This window comes from Streptomyces sp. NPDC048383 (assembly GCF_040651775.1).
Lineage (GTDB): Bacteria > Actinomycetota > Actinomycetes > Streptomycetales > Streptomycetaceae > Streptomyces.
The window spans coordinates 33,431-53,155 of record NZ_JBEZKS010000023.1 but is presented as its reverse complement, the minus strand read 5'-3'; the positions used below and the strand labels follow the sequence as shown (position 1 = coordinate 53,155).

Genomic DNA, 19,725 nt, shown 5'->3' with positions numbered 1-19,725 from the left:
GTTCGGGGGAGGGGCTCGCGGGCCCCTCAGGGGTCGGGGGTTCGTGCACCGCGGGTCGTTCGGCGGCCGGTCAGGTCCGGCGTCCGCGGTACGGGGTGCGGCGGGGGCGTGCGATCACGGTCGGGGCCGGGTCTCCAGGGCTCGGGTCACGGCCCGGCGGCCGGCCCGGGCCAGGTCGGCGGCCCGGGGCGCGGGCCCGCGCGTACGGAGCTCCAGGTGTCCGCCGAGGTGGCCGAGCCCGGCTTCGGTGAGGGCGCGGCGGGCGGCGGGGCCCGCCACCCGCCCGGCCGGCCCAGGGCGGACGGTGACCCCGGGCAGGTCGCCGAGCCGGAACCGGGCCCGTACGAGCCCGCCCCGGCGACCCGGCGCCACGACGTGGGCCGCGCCGCCGGCCGGGGCCCCCGGCGGGCGGCCGCTCACACCGGCCCGCCGACCGGGAGCGCGGCCACCGGCGCGGGGTCGCCGGGCGACCACAGGTCCTCGGGGGTCAGGTCGGCGGGCCGGTACTGCCCGACGGCGCTGATCAGCAACCGCGCCTCCAGGGCGAGCGCCTCCACCAGCCGGACCAGCCCCTCGTCGGGGTCCTCGTCCACCGCGAGCAGGGCCGCCCGGCCGAGCCCCACCGCCGTCGCGCCCAAGGCCAGGGCCCGCACGGCGCGACCGCCCTCCCACATCCGACCCGAGGCCAACAGGGCTGCCCCGGGCGGGCGTTCGATCCGGCGCAGGCACTCCCCGAGGGGCAGGCCGACCCGGTCGAGGAACACCCGCGGCGCCCAGCCGGTGCCGCCCTCGGCGCCGTCGACGGTGACCGCGTCGGCGCCCGCCGCCCACGCCGTCGCGGCGGCCCGGGCGACGTCGCGGCCCGGGTGGAACTTCACCCAGGTCCGGGCCAGCGGGAAGTTGTTCCGCATGAAACGCAGTTGCTGGCGCAGGATCTCCTCGGTGAAGGTTCCCGGGGTCGCGGACCGCAGCCGGCGTCCGGCGGGTTCGCCCAGCAGGTCCCGAACGGTGAACCGGCCGGCCAGCCGCTCGGCCTCGGCCGCGCCGACCACCGTCATCCCGCCGAGCCCGGGCTTCGCGCCCTGGCCGGTCTTCAGCTCGAAGCCGAGCCGCCCGGAGTCCCGCAGCGGGCGGGATCCCGGATCGCTGTAGAGCAGGTTCCACACCTCGGAGTCGGCGTCCTCGGTGGACTGCTGCACCACCACCCCACCGACCCCGTCCGCGAGGTGCTCCGCGTACGCCGCGACCCGTTCCAGCAACGCCGACCGGCTGCCGTAGCCGTGCACCGGCACCATGTTCTCGCCGATGACCATCGGGATGCCGAGCCGTGCGGCCTGCCGGGCGGCGGCCACGCCGAGGTCACCGCTGCCGGCCCGGGTGGAGCCGAACGCCGACAGGTAGAGCGGAAGTTGCGAGGCGAAGCCGCCCACCGGGGTGCGCAGGTCCACGTCCTCGTACGAGGGCTCCCGGCCCAGGTCGATCAGCTTCTCCAGCCGCCTGGGCATGAACACCGGCGGGGCGAGGCGCAGCGAGTCCAGCCAGTCGCCGCCGATCTCGACGCCGGACGGCTGCGGCCCGCCGGAGCCGTCCAGGCCTGTCGGTTCGGGGGCGGCGCCGAACAGGCGGGTCCCGTAGCCGTCCGCGGCGGGGAACACCTCGGCCGTTCCCACCCGGGCCCGGGCCCGTACGGCGTCCGCCGGGAAACCGGGCGCTTCCAGGGCGCCGCTCACGGGGCGATCACCCCCGGCAGCTTCGGGTAGGCGCTGACCTGCCAGAGCGCGTCCAGACCGGTCAGGTACCGCACGAGGCGCTGGAGACCCATCCCGAAGCCGGCACTGGCCTCGATGCCCTCGCGGGCCAGCTCCAGGTACCAGGCGTACTTGGCCGGGTTCTCGCCGCTCTCCCGCATCCGGGTGACGATCGTCGCGTAGTCGTTCTCCCGCTCGCTGCCGCTGACCAGCTCGCCGAACCCGCCGTGCGCGATCAGATCGAAGTTCCGCAGCACACCCGGCCGTTCCCGGTCCTCGCGGTCGTAGAACCCGCGCGATCCCTTCGGATAGTCGTTGACGAAGAACGGTCGGTCGGCCTCCAGGGAGAGGATCCGTTCGCCCGCCCAGTCGATCTCCGCGTCCGGGCTCTGGGCGTGGCCCCCGGCCAGCAGCCGCGCCACCGCCTCCGCGTGCGTCAGCGAGTCGAACTTGCCCTGCCGCAGCTCCGCGAACTCCAACTCGTCCCGGCCCAGTTCGCGGAGCACCTGCGGTACCGCCGTCCACACGTGCCGCACCACGTGCGTCAGCAGTCCGGCCGCGAGCTCCTGGACGTCGCGCCGGGTCCCGCCCGCCAGCTCCACGTCGATCTGGTGGAACTCCACCAGGTGCCGGCCGGTGGACGCCGTCTCCGGGGGCTCCACCCGGACGTTCGGGGCGATGTAGAACAGCCGCGGAAAGCCCTTCAGCGAAGCCTGCTTGTAGAGGATGGCGCTCGTCATCAACTTGTACGGCTGCCCGTAGTAGTCCACGTCCAGGGCCTTCGCGCCGCGCCCGCCCGGATCCGTCACCGGACCGATCAGCGGCGGCAGCAGCTCCACGAAGTCCTCGCCGCGCAGGAACTCCCGCGCCGCGTACAGGGCTTCCTGCTGCACGAGCATCGCGGAGCGCAGGCGCGGCGAACGCAGGTGCTCACCGAGCGGGGGAGGGGTTCGAAGCTCCATGTCGACTCCTGTCGATCTTTGGGTCATGGGTCCGTCCGTGGACGGGAAGGTCGTGGACGGGTCGGTCGTGGACGGGAAGGTCGTGGACGGGTCGGTCGTCGCCGGTGTGCTCGCCGGCCGGGGTCCGGTCACTGCCCGTCCTCCTGTTCGTCGTAGCGCCGGGCCACCCCGTGCACGGCCGCGAGCAGTCCGTCCGACCCCAGGTCCGGGGCGCAGGCCCCCGCGCCGGGGGTTCGGCAGGGCGTCGCCGGCATCGAGCCAGTCCGGGACCAGCGCAGCCGTCCGCCGGCGTCGACGAAACTGCGCGAGCGGCCCGCGTTGTCCGGATGCAGGCAGTAGGGGACGTCCAGCACGCCCCGCGCGAACGCGGCCCGCAGGGCCCGTCCCAGGTCCTCGTCCAGCTCCAGCACCGCCTCCACGAAGGCCCGGGCCTCCCGGTACACCTCGCTGTCGGAGCTGTCGGAGCTGTCGGAGCTGTCGGAGCCGTCGGAGCCGTCGGAGCCGGCACACCGGTCGCCGCCGAACCGGGGATCCGGCGGCCCTCCGCCCGGCCCGCTGCTTCGGACGTACGGGCGTTCCTGCAGGGCCGCCGTCGCCGCGGCCGTCTCCAGCGCCCGTACGTTCTCCAGCACCGTCGGGATCCGGTACGCCTCGGCGGCCGTCTTGACGATCAGCCGCTGCGCCCCGGACCGTACGGCGAGCCGCGCCGAGGCCTCCAGCAGGCGGGTGGCGCCCCGGGCGGTGTGCGGGAAGACCCCCATGTAGGTGTAGAGCACCACGTGCCGGTCCACCCCGGCCGGCAGGAACTCGGCGGCGAGACGGCGCAGCGCCCGGACGGCCTCCGCGTCCTGCGCGGGGTCGGTCTGCTGGGCGTAGCTGAGGGAGACGCTGCGGATGCCGTGCCGGACGAAGAACATCCCCTCCAGCAGGCTCAGCGCCACCAGCAGCCCGGGCGGGCAGAGTTGGCCGAGCATGCAGCCGCCGAAGCTCTCCAGGTGCGGGACCCGGGGCGCGGGCGTCAGCGAGGCCAGGAGCTCGCAGCAGCGGGCCCAGTTCTCCACGGACTCGGCGAGCGGGGTCCGACCGTAGGGCAGGCAGTACGAGACCGGTCCGCCCTCGGTGGCGTCGAGCCCGGCGGCCACCAGCGCCCGCACGATGGCCTCGGGCCGCGAGGAGCCGTGCCGGACCTGGACGGGGAAGCCGGGGCCGGCCAAGCCGTCCAGCAGGGACCGGGTCAGTTCGACGGGGTGGGTGGTGATCGGGTAGCCGTTGAGGGCGGTGCCCTCGGCCACCGCCGCCCGGGCCGCGGCGGCGTCCCCGACCCGGGTGTAGCTGTCGATGGTGAGGGTGCCGACGGTGGTGGCGACGGCGCTCTTCGTGCGTTCCAGTCCGGCCCGCATCCGGCGCGGGTCGCCGAACCCCATGCGGGGTTGCACCACGAGCTGTCCGGCGGCGGCGGCGCGGGCCACGAAGCCCCCGAAGGAGGCGTCGGGTTGCGGGGCGCCCGGCTCCCGCTGCACCCCGGGGGCCAGCAGGGTGGCGCCGCCGCTCATGCCACGGCCCGCGGGGCGGAGCGGCCGACGGCGAGCGTGGTGAGGTAGTCCCGCAGGGCGGCCACGTTCCCGTCGTCGAAGACGGCGTCACACCCGGCGTCGAGGAGGCGCCCGCGCTGCTCGGGGTCCGCGACCCCGGCGACGCCCAGCTTCCCGCCGATGACCACCGGCAGGGTCAGCCCGGCCCGCCGCACCGCCCGTACGGCGCCCAGCCCGTCACGGTAGCCGTGGCCGTTGACGCTGCTGATGACCACCAGGTCCGGCCGGCCCGGCCCGGCCGCGGCGCAGGCTCCGGTCAGCAGGTCGTCCGGTACGCAGGGGCCGAGGTTGTGGACCCGGTGTCCGAGCTCCTCCAGGAAGAGCTGGAGGTAGACCAGGTTCCAGGTGTGGGAATCCGATGCCGTGCCGCTCAGCAGGATGTCCATATTCCGTCGTCGCATACCCAGAATATAGAAAGCGGTCGAAGGGTCGAGGGGAAGTTGGGGCGGCAGTATGGGGAATTCGGCCCGGGCCGTCGGCGCCGGCACGGGCCGGTGGGACAAAGGCGAACGGCCGCGCCCCGCGGTGCGGGGCACGGCCATTCGGATCGCGGTGCGGATTTTAGATCAGGAGTACTGGGCGACCAGGCTCCGCGGCCGGATGTCGGTCCAGTGCTGCTCGACCCAGGCGAGTGCGTCGGCGCGGGTTCCCTCGCCCCACAAGGTCTCCCAACCGGCCGGGACCTGGGCGAACACCGGCCACAGGGCATGCTGACCCTCGGCGTTGACCACGACGTGGAAGGTGCCCTCGGTGTCGTCGAAAGGATTGGTCATGACAGACTCCTCAATTTCTCGGAAAGGATACGGCCGATCATCGCGAGTGGTTCCGGTTCGCCCATTCTGGTATGCGGCACGCCGATCAGATGGTTCTCCACCCGGCCCTCCACATAGGGAATCCAATGCTGGGCGAGGGTGTTTTCGGTTTCCCCGTCCTCCAGGGCCGCCAGGAAGAGAAGATCCGTGGCGACCGGGCGCGGGACGTACAGGTTCATGATTTCGGCGTGGTTGATGGAGGCGCCGATCACCGACCGGATCTCCGCGTCGGAGAAGGCGCCGAGCACCGGGTCCTTCAGCCGGACCAGCCCGATGAGCGCGTCCACGTCGAAGGGGGCGTCCTCGGGCTCGTCGGTGGCGTCGCCGACGAGCATGTCCCGCTTCTGCGCCGGCGTCATCCGGCGCCGCTCGGGTTCCGTCGGCAGCAGGTGCACGTCCATCATCGCCAGCAGGTCGGTGCGTTCGCCCAGCTCGGCGAGGCGTACCGCCAGCGCGTGGGCGACCGTGCCGCCGAAGGACCAACCGAGGAAGCGGTACGGACCGTGCGGCTGGATCCCGCGGATCAGCGGCAGGTAGTCGTCCACCATCTCCTCGACGGACCCGGGGGAGTGCCCCAGCTCGCTCAGCGCCCGCGCCTGCACCGCGTACAGCGGCTGGTCCGGCCCGAGGTGGCGGGCCAGTCCGGCGTACGGCCAGCCGACGCCCGTCCCCGGGTGGAGGCAGAACAGCGGCCGCTCCGCACCCCGGGTGCTCAGCGGCAGCATGACCCCCATCGGGTCGAAGCCGGAGGGCTCGTCACCGAGGAGGCCGGCGACCGTCGGTGTGCGGAACAGGTCGCGGACCCCGAGCTCCAGGCCCAGCACGGTCCGCATCCGACTCACCAACCGCACGCCGAGCAGCGAATGCCCGCCCAGGGCGAAGAAGTTGTCGTCGATGCCGACCCGCTCCAGCCCCAACACCTCGGCGAACAGCGAGCACAGCACCTCCTCGCGCGGGGTGCGGGCCGCCCGGCCGCCGCCCCGTTCGGCCGGCGCGGGCGCCGGCAGCGCCGCCCGGTCGGGCTTGCCATTGACGGTCAGCGGGATCGCGTCGAGCAGCACCGCCGCCGAGGGCACCATGTGCTCGGGCAGTTCGTCAGCCGCCCAGCGCAGCAGCCCCGGTCCGGTCAGGGTGTGCCCGGCGCGGGGCACGGCGTACGCCACGAGCCGCTTGCCGCCCGGACCGTCCTCGCGGACGGTGACGGCGACCTGTCCGACCCCCGGGTGGCGGGCGAGGGTGTCCTCGATCTCGCCGGGTTCGATGCGGAAGCCGCGCAGTTTCACCTGGCCGTCGGCCCGCCCGAGGAAGCGCAGCTCGCCGCCCGCCGTCCAGTGCGCGAGGTCCCCGGTGCGGTACATCCGGCTGCCGTCCGCCGCGAACGGGTCGGGCAGGAACCGTTCGGCCGTCAGGCCGGGCCGCCCCACGTATCCGCGAGCCACCTGGGTACCGGACAGGTACAGCTCGCCGGCGACCCCCACGGGCACCGGGCGCAGCCGCCCGTCCAGGACGTGGGCGCGGGTGTTGTCGAGGGCCGCGCCCAGGTACACGCCGCGGACCTCCCGCTGGGTCAGCGGGAACCGCTGCTGGTGCGAGGCGAAGGTGGTCTCGGTCGGACCGTACGAGTGGACGAGCACCGTGTCCGGGCAGTGGTCCAGCACCCGTTGGAGGGCGCTCGGGGAGGCCACGTCGCCGCCGGTCCACACCTCGTCGAGGAGCTTGAGGGTGTCCAGGCCCTCGTCCGCCATGATGTGGAACAGGCCCATCGTGAAGTAGGCGGCGCTGACCTCGTTGCTGCGGATCGCGTGGTCGAGCTCCGCGACGTCGGTGCCGTCGCCGGGGGCGATCACCAACTGGCCGCCGTTCAGCAGCGGCACCCACAGCTCGTACGTCGAGGCGTCGAAGCCGATCGCCGAATGGACGAGCATCCGGCGGTGGTTGGCCAGGTCCCAGCACCGGTCGGTGACCAGGTCGACCACGTTGCGGTGGGTGACGCCGACGCCCTTGGGGCGGCCCGTGGAGCCGGAGGTGAACATCACGTACATCAGGGCGTCCTCGCCGACCGGCACGCCCGGATCGGTCGTCGGATGACCCGACACCGGGGTGTCCACCGACAACACCCGTACTCCGCCTTCGAGTTGCGCCCGCACCACCGGGAGGCCGGCCTGCGCCTCACCGACGAGCAGGACCCGCGCGCCCACGTCCTCCATCACCATGTCCACCCGCGCCTGCGGCAACCGCGGGTCCAACGGCACGTACGCGGCGCCGCACTTGAGTACCGCGAGGGCGGCGACCAGCAGGTGCGGGGTGCGCTCCATCAGCAGCCCCACCGCCCCGTCCCGGCCCACGCCCGCCTCGATCAGCCGGTGCGCCAGCGCGTTGGCGCGCGCGTCGACCTCCTCGTACCGCAGGGTCTCCTCCCCGTACGAGACGGCGGTCCGCCGCGGCGTGCGCCGGGCCTGCGCCGCGAACCGCTCGTGCACCAGCCCGCACGCCGCCCGCGGCGCGGCCGTGTCGTTGTACGCGACGACCAGCCGGTGCTCCTCCTCGGCGGACAGCAGCCGTACGTCCCCGATCCGCTGCTCCGGGTCCCGGGCCACGGCGCGCAGCGTCCGCGCCACGTGCCCGGCGAGCACGGCGGCCGTGGCCGCGTCGTACAGGTCCGTCGCGTACTCCAGTACGCCGTCCAGCCCGCCCGGAGTGCCGTCGGCGCCGCGCGTCTCGCGCAGCGACAGGGTGAGGTCGAACTTGGTGAACCCGGAGTCCGTGCCGACGGCCGTCCCGGCCAGTGCCGACGCGCGGGGCGCGCCCGCCTCGGCCGGCTGGACCTGGACGACCGCCTGTACCAGGGGGTGGTGCGCGGTGGACCGTACGGGGTTCAGCTGCTCCACGACCAGGTCGAAGGGCAGTTCGGCGTGGGCGTACGCCGCGTACGCGGTGTCCCGGACCCGGCCGAGCAGCTCCGTGAACCGGGGGTCGCCGGAGGTGTCGCAGCGCAGGGCGAGGGTGTTGACGAAGAAGCCGACCAGGTCGTTCAGGGCCTCGTCGTCCCGGCCCGCCACGACCGTGCCCAGCGGCAGGTCGGTGCCGGCGCCGTGCCGGGTGAGGGTGGCGGCGAAGGCCGCCTGGACGACCGTGAACAGGGTGGCCCCGTGGTCCAGGGCCAGGCGCTCCAGCCGGGCGTGCGTGGCGGCGTCCACGGCCAGCGGGGCCGTCGCGCCCCGGTGGGAGGCCTCGGCGGGCCGGGTCCGGGCGCCGGTGAGCTCCAGGACGGGCGGCGCGTCGGCGAGGGCCCCCTTCCAGAAGGCGATGTGTGCGGCGGCGTCCTCGCCCTCCAGGGCGGCCCGCTCCCACAGGGTGTAGTCGGCGTACTGCACCGGCAGCGGCTCCCAGCCGGGGGCGCCCCCGGCCAGCCGGGCCTCGTAGGCGGTGGTCAGGTCGTCGAGCAGCGGGCCGGCGGACCAGCCGTCGGCGGCGATGTGGTGGACCAGCACCACCAGGACCTGACCGGTCCCGCAGTCGATCAGCGTCGCCCGGAAGGGCAGTTCGGCCGCGAGGTCGAAGACGTGCCCGGCCGCCGCGTCGACGGCGGCCCGCAGCGCGGGGCCGGGCGGGGCCTGCGCGTCGTCCGCCGCGCCGGCCGCCGGGGCGTCCTCCGGCACGGTCACCTGGTCCAGCACCGGCCGGGCCCCCGCGCGCACCCGCTGGTACGGCTGCCCGTCCACCGCCGGGTACACGGTCCGCAGCACCTCGTGCCGCTCCGCCACGTCGGCCAGCGCCTCCGCGAGGGCCGCCGGCTCCAGCGGCCGGTCCGGACGGAGCACGAAGGGGATGTTGTACGAGCGGCTCGGGCCCTCCAGCTGGTCCACGAACCACAGCCGGCGCTGCGCGTACGACAGCGGGATCCGCTCGGGGCGCAGCGCGGCCGGCACGGCGGTCGGTCCGGGCCGGCCGGGGGCCGACTCCGCCTCCGCGGCGGTCGGGGCGGGCCCGGTCTCCGCGCCCGGGTCGGTGAGGAGCCGGCGGGCGAGGCCGGCGGGCGTCGGGTCGAGGAACAGGTCACGGATCCGCGCCTGCACCCCGAGCGTCGCGCGGATGCGGTTCACCAGGCGGATCCCCATCATCGAATGGCCGCCCTCCGCGAAGAAGTTGGCGTCCGGGGCCACCGGCCCGGCGAGCCCGATGACCTCTCCGAACAGCGCGCACAGCAGTTGCTCGGCGGGGGAGTGCGTGGCGGTCGCGGGGGCACGCGGGGGCGCGGTCACGGCCGGCCGCTCCCGGAGCCCGGTCAGGACCGCGGCTTCCTCGGCGGTCGGCAGCGGCCGGGCGCCCGGCCGGGCGTCGGGGTCGGCGGCGGCCCGCGCGAGGGCCCGTACGAACAGGTCCAACAGCAGCTGCGCCGTCTCCCGGTCGAACAGGTCCACCGCGTACTGCCACCAGACCTCCAGCCCGCCCTCCGCCCGCTCCACGCAGGAGGCGCTGAGGTCGAACTTCGCCACCTCCAGGCCCGGTTCGACGAACCGACCTGACAACGGCCCGGCGCCCAACGCCCCTTCGGGGCCGCCGGAATCCGCGTCGGCCGCCTCCTGGGCGGTCAGCATCACCTGGAAGAACGGGTTGACCGCCGAGGTCCGTTGCGGCCGCAGGTGCTCCACCAGCAGGTCGAAGGGCAGTTCCTGATGCGCGTACGCGGCCAGGTCCGCCTCCCGGGCCCGGTCCACCAGCTCGGCGTACGAGGCGTCGCCCGACACCTCGGTGCGCAGGACCAGGGTGTTCACGAAGAAGCCGACCAGGTCGTTCAGGGCCTCGTCGGCCCGGCCCGCCACCGGGGTGCCGACGGCGATGTCCGTGCCGGCGCCGGCCGCGGCCAGGGCCAGCGCGAGGGCGGGCTGCACCACCATCAGCAGGCTCGCGCCGCGCTCCTCGGCCAGCGCCACCAGTCGGCGGTGCGCGTCCGTGTCCAGGCGGGCGACGATCGTCGCGCCCCCGCCGCCGGGCTCGGCCGGCCGGGGACGGTCCGTCGGCAGGTCCAGCACGCCCGGCATGCCGGCCAGGGCGGCCCGCCAGTGCTCCACCAGTTCGTCCGGTTCCTCCAGCAACTCCCGTTGCCACAGGGTGTAGTCGGCGTACTGCACCGGCAGCGGCTCCCAGTCCGGCGCCGCGCCCGCCAGCCGGGCCTCGTACGCCCGCGCCAGGTCGCGCAGCAGCGGGCCGACCGACCAGCCGTCGGTGGCGATGTGATGGGTCAGCAACGCCAGGGTCGCGGACCCGTCACCCGGTAGGAACAGGGTCGCCCGGATCGGGAGGTGTGCGGCCAGGTCGAACGGCGTCGCGGTGAACCGGGCCACCAGCGCCGTCAGTTCGTCCTCCGCGCACGGTCGGACGGCGAGCTCCACCGGCGGGGCGGGCAGCACGTGCTGGTACGGCTCCGCGTCCACGACCGGGTAGACCGTCCGCAGCACCTCGTGCCGCTCCACCACGTCGGCCAGCGCCGCGGCCAGGACGGCCCGGTCCGGGACGGCGTCCAGGCGCAGCACGACCGGCAGGTTGTACGTCGCGGAGGGCCCCTCCAGCGAGGCCAGGAACCACAGCCGGCGCTGCGCGTACGAGAGCGGTACCCGCTCCTCGGCGGGCAGCACCGCCACCCCGTCGAACACGCTGTTCGGGGTGGGGTGTTCGTCGAGCGGTGACCCCCGCAGCGCCTTGCGGTCGATCTTCCCGGAGGAGGTCCGGGGCAGCGCCTCCACCAGCGTCACCGTGCCCGGCACGGCCGCGGCCGGCAGCTCCGCCCGGACCCGGTCGCGCAGCTCGTGGGCGCTCACCCCGTCGTCGGCGACCACGTACGCCGCCAGCGACCGCACCCCGTCCGTCGTCTCCCGCGCCACCACGGCCGCCTCGCGCACCCCGGGGTGCGCGGTCAGCACCGACTCCACGGACGCCGGATCCACCCGGTGCCCGTTGATCTTCACCTCGTCGTCGGCCCGCCCGCGGAACCCCAGCAGCCCGTCGGGCCGTACGTGGACCAGGTCCCCGGTACGGTACGCGCGCTCGGTGCCCAGCGTCGTGAACCGGGCCCGGGTCAGCTCCGGCCGGCCCAGGTAGCCGTCGGCGAGGGCCCCGCCCAGCAGCCACAGCTCCCCGTCGACCACGGCCGCGCGCACCCCCGGCAGCGGCGCCCCGATCGGCACCGGACCGCCCGCGTACCGGGACAGGTCGGCGACGGTCGCCACGACGGTGGCCTCGGTCGGCCCGTACGTGTTCCACAGCCGGACCCGCTCCGGATCCACCACCGCGCACCACTGCGCGACCCGCTCGGGGAGCGCTGCCTCACCGCCGATGATCACCGTCCGCAGGCAGGAGGGCAGTTCGGCGATCCCGCCGGCCAGGGCGTGGGCCAGTTCGTGCCAGTACGCGGTCGGCAGGTCGAGCACCGTCACCCCGTGCGCGGCGCAGCCCGCGAGCAGTCCGGGGACGTCGAGCATGTCCTCGTCGCGCAGGACCAGGGCGGCGCCCGAGCCGAGGGTCAGGAAGACCTCCTCCACGCTCGCGTCGAAGTGCAGCGGGGCGAACTGGAGCACCCGGTCCTCGGGGCCGATCCCGTACCGGACGCCCGCGCCCGCCACGAACCGGGCCAGCGCCCCGTGTCCGACGACCACGCCGTTCGGGGTGCCCGTCGACCCGGAGGTGTAGATGACGTAGGCGGTTCCCTCGGGGACCCGGGCTCCGGGAAGACTGAACTCCCCGTCCATCAGCTCCTGTTCGCGGCCCGAGCAGTCGGCGAGGATCGCCGCGTTGCGGGCGGCGGGCGCCGCGGGATCCAGCGGCAGGTAGCCGGCGCCGGTCCGCAGGGCGGCGAGCAGCCCTACGATCGCGTCGACGCCCCGGGGTCGGTGGACTGCCACCAGCCGTCCCGGTCCGGCCCCGCCCGCGGCGAGCTCGTCGGCCCGCAGCGCCACCGCGAACGCCAACTGTCCGTACGTCAGCCGCCGCTCACCGTGCACCAGCGCGGTCCGCCCGGGGTCCTGGGCGGCTATCCGGTCGAGTACGCCGGGTGCCGGACTGATCGCCGGGCCGCCGTCCAGGACGGCGGAGGCGGTGGGGGCGGTCGAGGGCATCGCGGGGCCTCCAGGCGAGGGGTTCGGGAGCGGGAGCGGACTCCGTGCCCCCACGCTAGGCACCCCCGCCCGCCCCGGCGGGCAGTCCCTCCGGCAGCTCCGCCGCCGGCCGACTGCCGCTCCCGACCGCCGCTCCCGACCGCCGCTCCGGAGCGCACGGTCGGACGCACGGCAGTCGGGAGCGCCCTGACGTTGAAGAGCACCCGGAAACGCCCCGTGGCCGCCCGCGTTGACGGGCGGCCACGGGGTCGGGCCCGGCCGGTCGCCCCCCGCGTCGAGCGGCCCGGGTTCCTCAGGTCCGGACGCGGGCGCCGGCGTGGGTGCGGCGGCGCAGGGTCGGTGCGGCGGCCGGGGCGGGCGCCGTCGAGGACAGCAGGGTTGCCAGGCGGGCCGGGGTGGGGTGGCGGAAGACGTCGCGGAGGGTGAGTTCGTGACCCAGTTCCGCGCGGACCCGGTTCACCAGGCGGACCGCGAGCAGGGAGTGGCCGCCGGACTTGAAGAAGTTGTCGTCCGGTGCGACCTGCCGTTCCAGGACCTCCGCGAAGAGCCGCAGCAGGGCGGCCGCCCGTGCCCGGGCCGCCGGGTCCTCACCCGGCGCCGCGGCGGCGGCCGTGGTCGTGGCGCCCGCCGGCGCGCCGGCCTGCTCCCCGGGGACCCGTACCGTCGCGGGGACGGCGTACTCCGGCAGGTGTCGCGCCGCCCAGGTCTGCAGCTCGGCCTCCGGCACCGGCCCGCCCGTCGCGGTGACCTCCGCGAGGAGCCGGTCCGCGGCCACCCAAACCCGCGCGCCGCCGACCCCCGGGTGCTCCGCGAGAACCGCCTCGACCCGGGCCAGGTCGATCGGGTAGCCCCCGACGAGCGGGCGCGGGGCCCGCCGATCCGCGGGCGCCGCGAGGTCCGACACCCGCAGCTGCGGACCGGCGGCGAACAGCTCCAGCGCCGACACCAGCAGTGCCGCGAGCCGGCCCGCGCCCGAGGGCTCGTACAGGTCCGTGGCGTACTCCAGCACCCCGGACAGCCCGCCCCCGTCCCGCTCGGTCAGGGCGAAGGTGAGGTCCGACTTCGCGGTCCGGGCGGCGAACGAGCGCTCCGTGCCCGCGAACGGGCCCGGGAGCGGACCGGCCGGCGCCGGGTTCACCTGGAGCATCACCTGTACCAGCGGGTGGTGCGCCGAGGAGCGGTGCGGGTTCAGGGCCTCCACCAGCAGGTCGAAGGGCAGCTCCTGGTGCGCGTACGCCGTCAGGTCCGCCTCCCGGACCCGGTCCACGAGGTCCCCGAACACCGGGTCGCCCGTCACGTCGGTGCGCAGCACCAAGGTGTTCACGAAGAAGCCGACGAGGCCGGACAGGGTGTCGTCGCCGCGGCCCGCGACCGTCGTGCCGATCGCGAGGTCCTCGCCCGCCCCGGTACGGGCCAGGGCGGCGGCCAGCGCCGCCTGCACCACCATGAACAGGGTGGCGCCGCGGGCGTGCGCGATGCGCAGCAGCCGCCGGTGCGTGTCCGCGTCCACGGAGAACCCGGTGACCGCGCCCCGCCCCGAGGGGACGGCGGGCCGGGGCCGCTGCGTCGGCAGGTCGATCAACGGGGGCAGCCCCGCCAGCGCCGTACGCCAGTGCCCGGCGGCGGCAGGCGCGTCCAGCGCGGCCCGCTCCCACAGGGTGTAGTCCGCGTACTGCACCGGCAGCGGCTCCCAGTCGGGTGCGGTTCCGGCCAGCCGGGCCTCGTAGGCGGTGGTCAGGTCCGCGAGGAGCGGTCCGGTGGACCAGCCGTCGGCCGCGATGTGGTGCAGGAGCAGCACCAGGGTCTGCGGGCCGTCGCCGTCGGGGAGGAACAGTCGGGCCCGCAGCGGCAGGTCCCGGGTCAGGTCGAAGACCTCCGCGGCCGTCTCGTCCACGGCCGCCGCGAGGTCCGCCGGACGACCCAGCTCCAACTGGGGCCGCGCCCCCTCCAGTATCCGCTGGTACGGTTCACCACCCTCGACCCCGTACACGGTGCGCAGCACCTCGTGCCGCGCCGCCAGGTCGGCGAGGGCCTCGGCGAGCGCGGCCGGGTCCAGGGGCCGCTCCAACTCCCGTACCAGCGCGATGTTGTACGTCGAGGACGGGCCCTCCAGCTGGTCGACGAACCACAGCCGGCGCTGCGCGTACGACAGCGGCAGCCGCTCGGGCCGGTCCGCGACGGCGACCGGCGCCGGCCGCCCGGCGCCGTTCCCGGCGGCCTCGCCGAGGCGGCGGTGCAGCGCCGCCGGGGTCGGCGCGAGGAACAGGTCGCGGATCCCGGCCTGCACGCCGAGGACCGCCCGGATCCGGTTCATCAACCGGCTCGCCAGCAGCGAATGCCCGCCCGCCTTGAAGAAGTTGGCGTCCGACGCGATCCGTTCGCGACCCAGCGCCTCCGCGAACAACCCGCACAGGATCTCCTCCCGCGGCGAGGACACCCGGCCCGGGCCGCCGCCCGCGCGGCGGGCTCCCGCCGCGGCGGCGAGCCGCTCGCGGTCGTGCCGTTCCAGCGCGACCCGCCGCTGTTCCAGGGCCTGCCGCTCCGGCTCCCGCAGTAGCTCCAGGGCGCCGAGTCGGGTTCCGGGAGCCTGCCCGAAGGCGCGCAGCGCCCGGACGAACAGTTCCAGCAGCAGACGGGCCGTGTCCTCCTCGTACAGGTCGCCCGCGTACTGGACCAGCACGTCCAGGCCGTCCGGGCCGCCGTCGGGGGTCCGGCGCTCGGCGCAGTGGAAGGACAGGTCGAAGCGGGCGGCGCCCAGATCGGTGCTGCCCGCCCGACCGGGGATCCCGCCGAGCCGGACCCGGCCGGCGTCGGCCTGGCCCACGGTCAACATGACTTGGAAGAACGGGTGTTCACCGAGGGCCCGCTCGGGGCCGGCCAGTTGTTCCACCAGGACGTCGAAGGGCAGGTCCTGGTGGTCGAAGGCCGCCAGGTCCGCGTCCCGGACCCGCTCGACGAGCTCCGAGGCCGACGGGTCGCCCGACAGGTCGGCGCGCAGCACCAGGGAGTTGACGAAGCAGCCCACGAGGTCGTGCAGGTCCTCGTCGGAGCGGCCCGCCGCCGGGGTTCCGATCGCGAGGTCCTCGCCCGCCCCCGCGGCGGACAGCGCCGCCGCCAGGGCCGAGCGGACCACCATGAACAGGCTGGCCCGGCGCTCCCGCGCCAGTGCGGCCAGCGCCCGGTGCGCGTCCTGGCCGAGCACCGCCGAAACCGTCGCGGCCCGTCCCGACGGTTCGGCCGGTCGCGGCCGGTCCGCGGGCAGCGCGGTCCGCGCCGGCAGCCCCTCCAGGGCCGCCCGCCAGTGCGCCAGCAGGGCCGCCGGATCGGCCAGCAACTCCCGCTGCCACAGGGCGTAGTCGGCGTACTGCACCGGCAGCGCACGCCAGGTCGGGGCGCGGCCCGCGCAGCGTGCCCCGTACGCCTCGGTCAGGTCCCGCAGCAGCGGCGCCAGGGACCAGCCGTCGGTGGCGATGTGGTGGAACAGCAGCACCAGTACCGAGGTGCCGTTCCCGGGCCGCAGCAGCCGGGCCCGCACCGGCACCCGTACCGCCAGGTCGAAGGTCTCCCGCCCGAAGCCCGCGACGAGGTCCTCCAACGCCTCCGGCGCGCAGTCGGCGACCTCCAGCAGCTCCCCGGGCACGTCCAGCACCCGCTGGTAGGGCTGCCCGCCCTCCTCCCCGTACACCGTGCGCAGCACCTCGTGCCGGGCCAGTACGTCACCCAGCGCGGCTCCCAGCGCCGCCGGCTCGGGAACTCCCTCCAGCCGCAGCACCAGCGGCGCGTTGTACGTCGCCGACGGGCCCTCGATCCGGCCCAGCAACCACAACGAACGCTGCGCCGCGGACAGCGGGAGCAGCCGCGGCCGCTCCCCGGCCGGTACGGACACCAGCGCCGGCCGGGACGCGGACGCGCCGAGGCGCCCGGCCAGCCGCCGGTGCAGCGCGGCCGGGGTCGGAGCCAGGAACAGGTCCCGGATGCCCAATTCCAGACCGAGCGCGCCCCGGATCCGGTTGACGAGCTTGCTCGCGAGCAGCGAATGGCCGCCGCTGCGGAAGAAGTTGGCGTCGGCGTCGAGCCCGGGCCGGTCGAGCACCTCGGCGAACAGCCCGCACAGGATCTCCTCCCGGGGTGCCAGTGCCTCCCGGCGCGCCCCGGAGCCGGCGGCCGTCGGGGCGGGCGCCGCCGCGGTGGTGTGCGGCCGCCCGGCCAGCGCCCGGGCCGCCTCGACGGCCTCGGGTCCCGCCTCGCCGAGCGGGGCGTCGGGAGTCCGCCCGAAGGCGTCGAGCGTCCGCACGAACAGCTCCAGCAGCAGCCGGGCCGTGTCCTCGTCGAAGAGGTCACCCGCGTACTGGAGGGCGACGTCCATGCCGTCCGGCAGCCCGTCCGCGGTGTGCCGCTGCGCGCAGTACCACGTCAGGTCGAACTTGGCGGCGCCCAGGCCGACATCGGCGAGCCGCCCGACCAGACCCCCGCCCAGCTCCACCGAGGCGCTACCGGCGGCGTCCGCGTCCACGGTCAACATCGTCTGGAAGAACGGGTGGTGACCCAGCGCCCGCTCCGGGCACAGCTTCTCCACCAGCAGGTCGAAGGGGAGTTCCTGGTGCTCGTACGCGACCAGGTCCGCGTCCCGGACCCGGTCGACGAGCTCGGCCGCCGACCCGGCGCCCGCCAGATCGGTGCGCAGGGCCAGGGAGTTGACGAAGAACCCGACCAGCTCGTACAGGTCCTCCTCGGGGCGGCCCGCGACGGGCACGCCGATCACCACGTCCTCACCCGCCCCCGCCGCCGACAGGGCCGCGGCGAGCGCGGCCCGCACCACCATCGTCGCCGTCGCGCGCCGACCGCGTGCCAACGCCAGCAGCGCGGCGTGCGCCACCGCGTCGAGGCGGCCGGTCACCGCGCCCCCGCGCCCCGACGGCTCCGCCGGGCGGGGCCGGTCGGCGGGCAGGGCGAGCACCGGCGGCGCGCCCTTCAGGGCGTCCCGCCAGTACGCCAATTGCTCCCCGGCCGCGCCCTCCGGGTCCTCGGGGTCGCCGAGCACCTCGTGCTGCCACAGCGCGTAGTCGGCGTACTGCACGGGCAGCGGCTCCCAGTCGGGGGCCCGCCCGGCCAGCCGCGCCCGGTGGGCCCGCGCCAGGTCCCGCAGCAGCGGGCGCACCGACCAGCCGTCGGTCGCCACGTGGTGGATCAGCAGGACCAACACTCGGGTCCCGTCGCCGGAGCGGAACAGCCGGGCCCGCAGCGGCGGTTCGCGGGTGATGTCGAACGTCTCCCGGACGAAGGCGGCGACCCGGGCCTCCCGTGCGTCGTCCGCGCAGTCCTCGACGACCAGCCGGGGCACGTCGGCCGCCGGCACCACCCGCTGGTACGGCTCCGCGTCGGCGCCGGCGGGCAGGACCGTACGGAGCACCTCGTGCCGCTCCACGACGTCGGCCAGTGCGTCGGCCAGCGCGTCGAACCGCGCACCGGGCGGGGTGTCGGGTGACGCGCCGGCGGCGGGGTCGGCGTCCAGGCGCAGGACGACCGGCGCGTTGTAGGTCGCGGACGGACCGTGCAGCCGGCCCAGGAACCACAGCCGGCGCTGCGCGTACGACAACGGGATCAGGGTCATGTCCTCGGCGTCCTCAACGGTCCTGGCCCGCGGTGGCCGCCACGAGCGTGTCGATGTGGGCGGCCAGGTCCCGCAGGCGCGGGTTGGCGTAGACGGCCTTCACGGGTAGGGCGACGCCCAGTTCGGCGCGGACCCGCGAGACCAGCTTGATGGCGAGCAGCGAATGGCCACCGAGCTTGAAGAAGTTGTCGTCGGGGCCGATCCGCGGGGCGCCGAGCACGGTGGCCCACACCTTCGCGATCAGCCGCTGCGAGGCGCTCAGCCCGTCGTCGGCCGGCCCGGCCGGGGACAGGGGCGCGGCGGTGGCCGGGGCGGGCAGGGCCGCCCGGTCGACCTTGCCGTTGACGGTGGTCGGGAACCGGTCCAGGGCCACGAACAGCGATGGAACCATGTAGGCGGGCAGGACGGCTTCCAGGTGGGCCCGCAACCGCCCCTCGGCGACGGCCGGCCCGTCGCCCCGGTGATAGGCCACCAGGCCGGGGGCCCCGTGCGCCTCCGGGTGCAGGACGACGACCGCCTCGGCGACCCCGGGCGCCGCGGCCACCGCGGCCTCGACCTCCCGGAGCTCGATCCGGTGGCCGCGCAGCTTGATCTGCCCGTCGGCGCGACCGAGGTAGGCCAGTCGCCCCTCGGGCAACACCCGGACCAGGTCACCGGTGCGGTACATGCGCCCGCCGCGGTCCCCGACGGGGCCGTCGCCGTAGCCGTAACCGTCGCCGGCACCGTCGCCGGAGTCCTTCGCCCGGTCCGGGACGAACCGTTCCGCCGTCAGAGCCGGCCGCCCCCGGTAGCCGCGGGCCACCCGCGGCCCCGCGAGGTACAGCTCGCCGCTGCCGCCCTCCGGCACCGGGTTCAGCGCCGCGTCCAGGACCCGCATCCGCAGCCCGGGCAGCACCCGGCCGATGTGCGGCTCGCCGCCGGCGTCGACCCAGCCGGCGGTGGCGTCGACCGTGCACTCGGTCGGCCCGTACAGGTTGACCGTACGCAGCACCCCGCGTGCGCCCAGGAAGTCCAGGCGCCGCCACAGCGCGGGGCTGACGGCCTCCCCGCCGACCAGCAGGGTCAGCGGGCGCGGTCCGCCGTCGGCGCTGATCAGGTCCAGCAGCGGATCGGCGTGCGAGGGGGTGATGTCCAGGTCGGTCAGGGCCTGTTCGTCGACGAAGCGGGCCAGCAGCGCCGGGTCCGCGCGGGTCTCCTCGTCGATCATGACCAGGGTGTCGCCCCGGCACAGCCGCACCCACTGCTGGACGGAGGCGTCGAAGGACGGCGAGGCGTTCCAGCCGACCCGGCCGCCGTCCGTCACCGCGATGTCCGACTCCTCCAGCTCGGCCAGCAGCGCGGACACGGCCGCCCGGCCGATCTCGACGCCCTTGGGGCGGCCGGTGGAGCCGGAGGTGTAGATGACGTACGCGAGGGTGTCGGCGCCGACGGTCACCGGGGCGTAGGGCCGCTCCGGCGCCGGTGACAGCAGTTCGGCCACCGGCAGGTTCGGTACGCCTGCTGCCGCCGGCCCGTCGCCCTCCCCGGCCGTGACGACCAGGTCGGCGCGCGCGTCCTCGACCAGGTAACTCCGCCGCTCGGCGGGCAACTTCGGATCCACCGGCAGGTAGGCGGCCCCCGCGGTCAGGGTGCCGATCAGCGCCACGACCAGGTCCGCGCCGCGCGGCAGGCACAGCGCCACCACGCTCTCGGGGCCGATGCCCCGCGCGGTCAGCCGGTCGGCGAACCGCGTCGCACCCGCGCGCAGCGCGGCGAAGGTCAGCTCGTCGCCGCCCGCGACGACGGCGGTACGGCCGGCGGGTGCCTGGGCGAGCCGCTCCAGCAGGTCCGGTACGGACGAGGGGGCCGCGTGGGTGCGGGAACGTTCGGGAAGTACGGCGGTCACGGC

At 75.6% G+C, this 19,725-nt stretch carries 9 protein-coding genes; all 9 read right to left on the bottom strand.

Annotation, left to right across the window (positions count from 1 at the left end):
• Positions 1–114: 114 nt before the first annotated feature.
• The 9 genes from AB0D46_RS17990 to AB0D46_RS17950 all read right to left on the bottom strand — a co-directional run bounded on the left by AB0D46_RS17990 (position 115) and on the right by AB0D46_RS17950 (position 19,722).
• Entirely contained in the window at positions 115–420 is a 306-nt protein-coding gene (locus AB0D46_RS17990; protein ID WP_362878419.1) for a hypothetical protein, read from the bottom strand.
• Positions 417–1,730 (bottom strand): glutamate synthase-related protein, encoded by a 1,314-nt coding sequence (locus tag AB0D46_RS17985; protein ID WP_362878418.1) that lies wholly within the window; start codon positions 1,728–1,730, stop codon positions 417–419. Before AB0D46_RS17985 ends, AB0D46_RS17990 begins: the two co-directional genes overlap by 4 nt.
• Entirely contained in the window at positions 1,727–2,710 is a 984-nt protein-coding gene (locus AB0D46_RS17980; RefSeq protein WP_362878416.1) for an asparagine synthetase A, read from the bottom strand. Before AB0D46_RS17980 ends, AB0D46_RS17985 begins: the two co-directional genes overlap by 4 nt.
• Positions 2,711–2,838: 128 nt before the next feature.
• Entirely contained in the window at positions 2,839–4,263 is a 1,425-nt protein-coding gene (locus tag AB0D46_RS17975) for a methylaspartate mutase (RefSeq protein WP_362878414.1), read from the bottom strand.
• On the bottom strand, positions 4,260–4,688 hold the full coding sequence (locus tag AB0D46_RS17970) for a cobalamin-dependent protein (RefSeq protein ID WP_362878505.1): 429 nt from the start codon (positions 4,686–4,688) through the stop codon (positions 4,260–4,262). The genes AB0D46_RS17975 and AB0D46_RS17970 overlap by 4 nt, the downstream gene beginning before the upstream one ends.
• Before the next feature lie 180 nt (positions 4,689–4,868).
• Positions 4,869–5,075 (bottom strand): MbtH family protein, encoded by a 207-nt coding sequence (locus AB0D46_RS17965; protein WP_362878413.1) that lies wholly within the window; start codon positions 5,073–5,075, stop codon positions 4,869–4,871.
• Entirely contained in the window at positions 5,072–12,226 is a 7,155-nt protein-coding gene (locus tag AB0D46_RS17960; protein ID WP_362878411.1) for an amino acid adenylation domain-containing protein, read from the bottom strand. The genes AB0D46_RS17965 and AB0D46_RS17960 overlap by 4 nt, the downstream gene beginning before the upstream one ends.
• Positions 12,227–12,518: 292 nt before the next feature.
• A complete protein-coding gene (locus AB0D46_RS17955) occupies positions 12,519–17,837 on the bottom strand; it encodes a condensation domain-containing protein (RefSeq protein ID WP_362878410.1) in 5,319 nt (1,772 codons plus the stop codon).
• 13 nt (positions 17,838–17,850) lie between these two features.
• Positions 17,851–19,722 (bottom strand): non-ribosomal peptide synthetase, encoded by a 1,872-nt coding sequence (locus AB0D46_RS17950; protein ID WP_362878408.1) that lies wholly within the window; start codon positions 19,720–19,722, stop codon positions 17,851–17,853.
• Between the last annotated feature and the right edge of the window lie 3 nt (positions 19,723–19,725).

What these genes read in the sequence shown, in the direction of transcription:
- AB0D46_RS17980 (WP_362878416.1), bottom strand. Translation starts at nt 2,710, where the DNA reads ATGGAGCTTCGAACCCCTCCCCCGCTCGGTGAGCACCTGCGTTCGCCG.
- AB0D46_RS17970 (WP_362878505.1), bottom strand. Translation starts at nt 4,688, where the DNA reads ATGGACATCCTGCTGAGCGGCACGGCATCGGATTCCCACACCTGGAAC.
- AB0D46_RS17975 (WP_362878414.1), bottom strand. Translation starts at nt 4,263, where the DNA reads ATGAGCGGCGGCGCCACCCTGCTGGCCCCCGGGGTGCAGCGGGAGCCG.
- AB0D46_RS17955 (WP_362878410.1), bottom strand. Translation starts at nt 17,837, where the DNA reads ATGACCCTGATCCCGTTGTCGTACGCGCAGCGCCGGCTGTGGTTCCTG.
- AB0D46_RS17960 (WP_362878411.1), bottom strand. Translation starts at nt 12,226, where the DNA reads ATGCCCTCGACCGCCCCCACCGCCTCCGCCGTCCTGGACGGCGGCCCG.
- AB0D46_RS17965 (WP_362878413.1), bottom strand. Translation starts at nt 5,075, where the DNA reads ATGACCAATCCTTTCGACGACACCGAGGGCACCTTCCACGTCGTGGTC.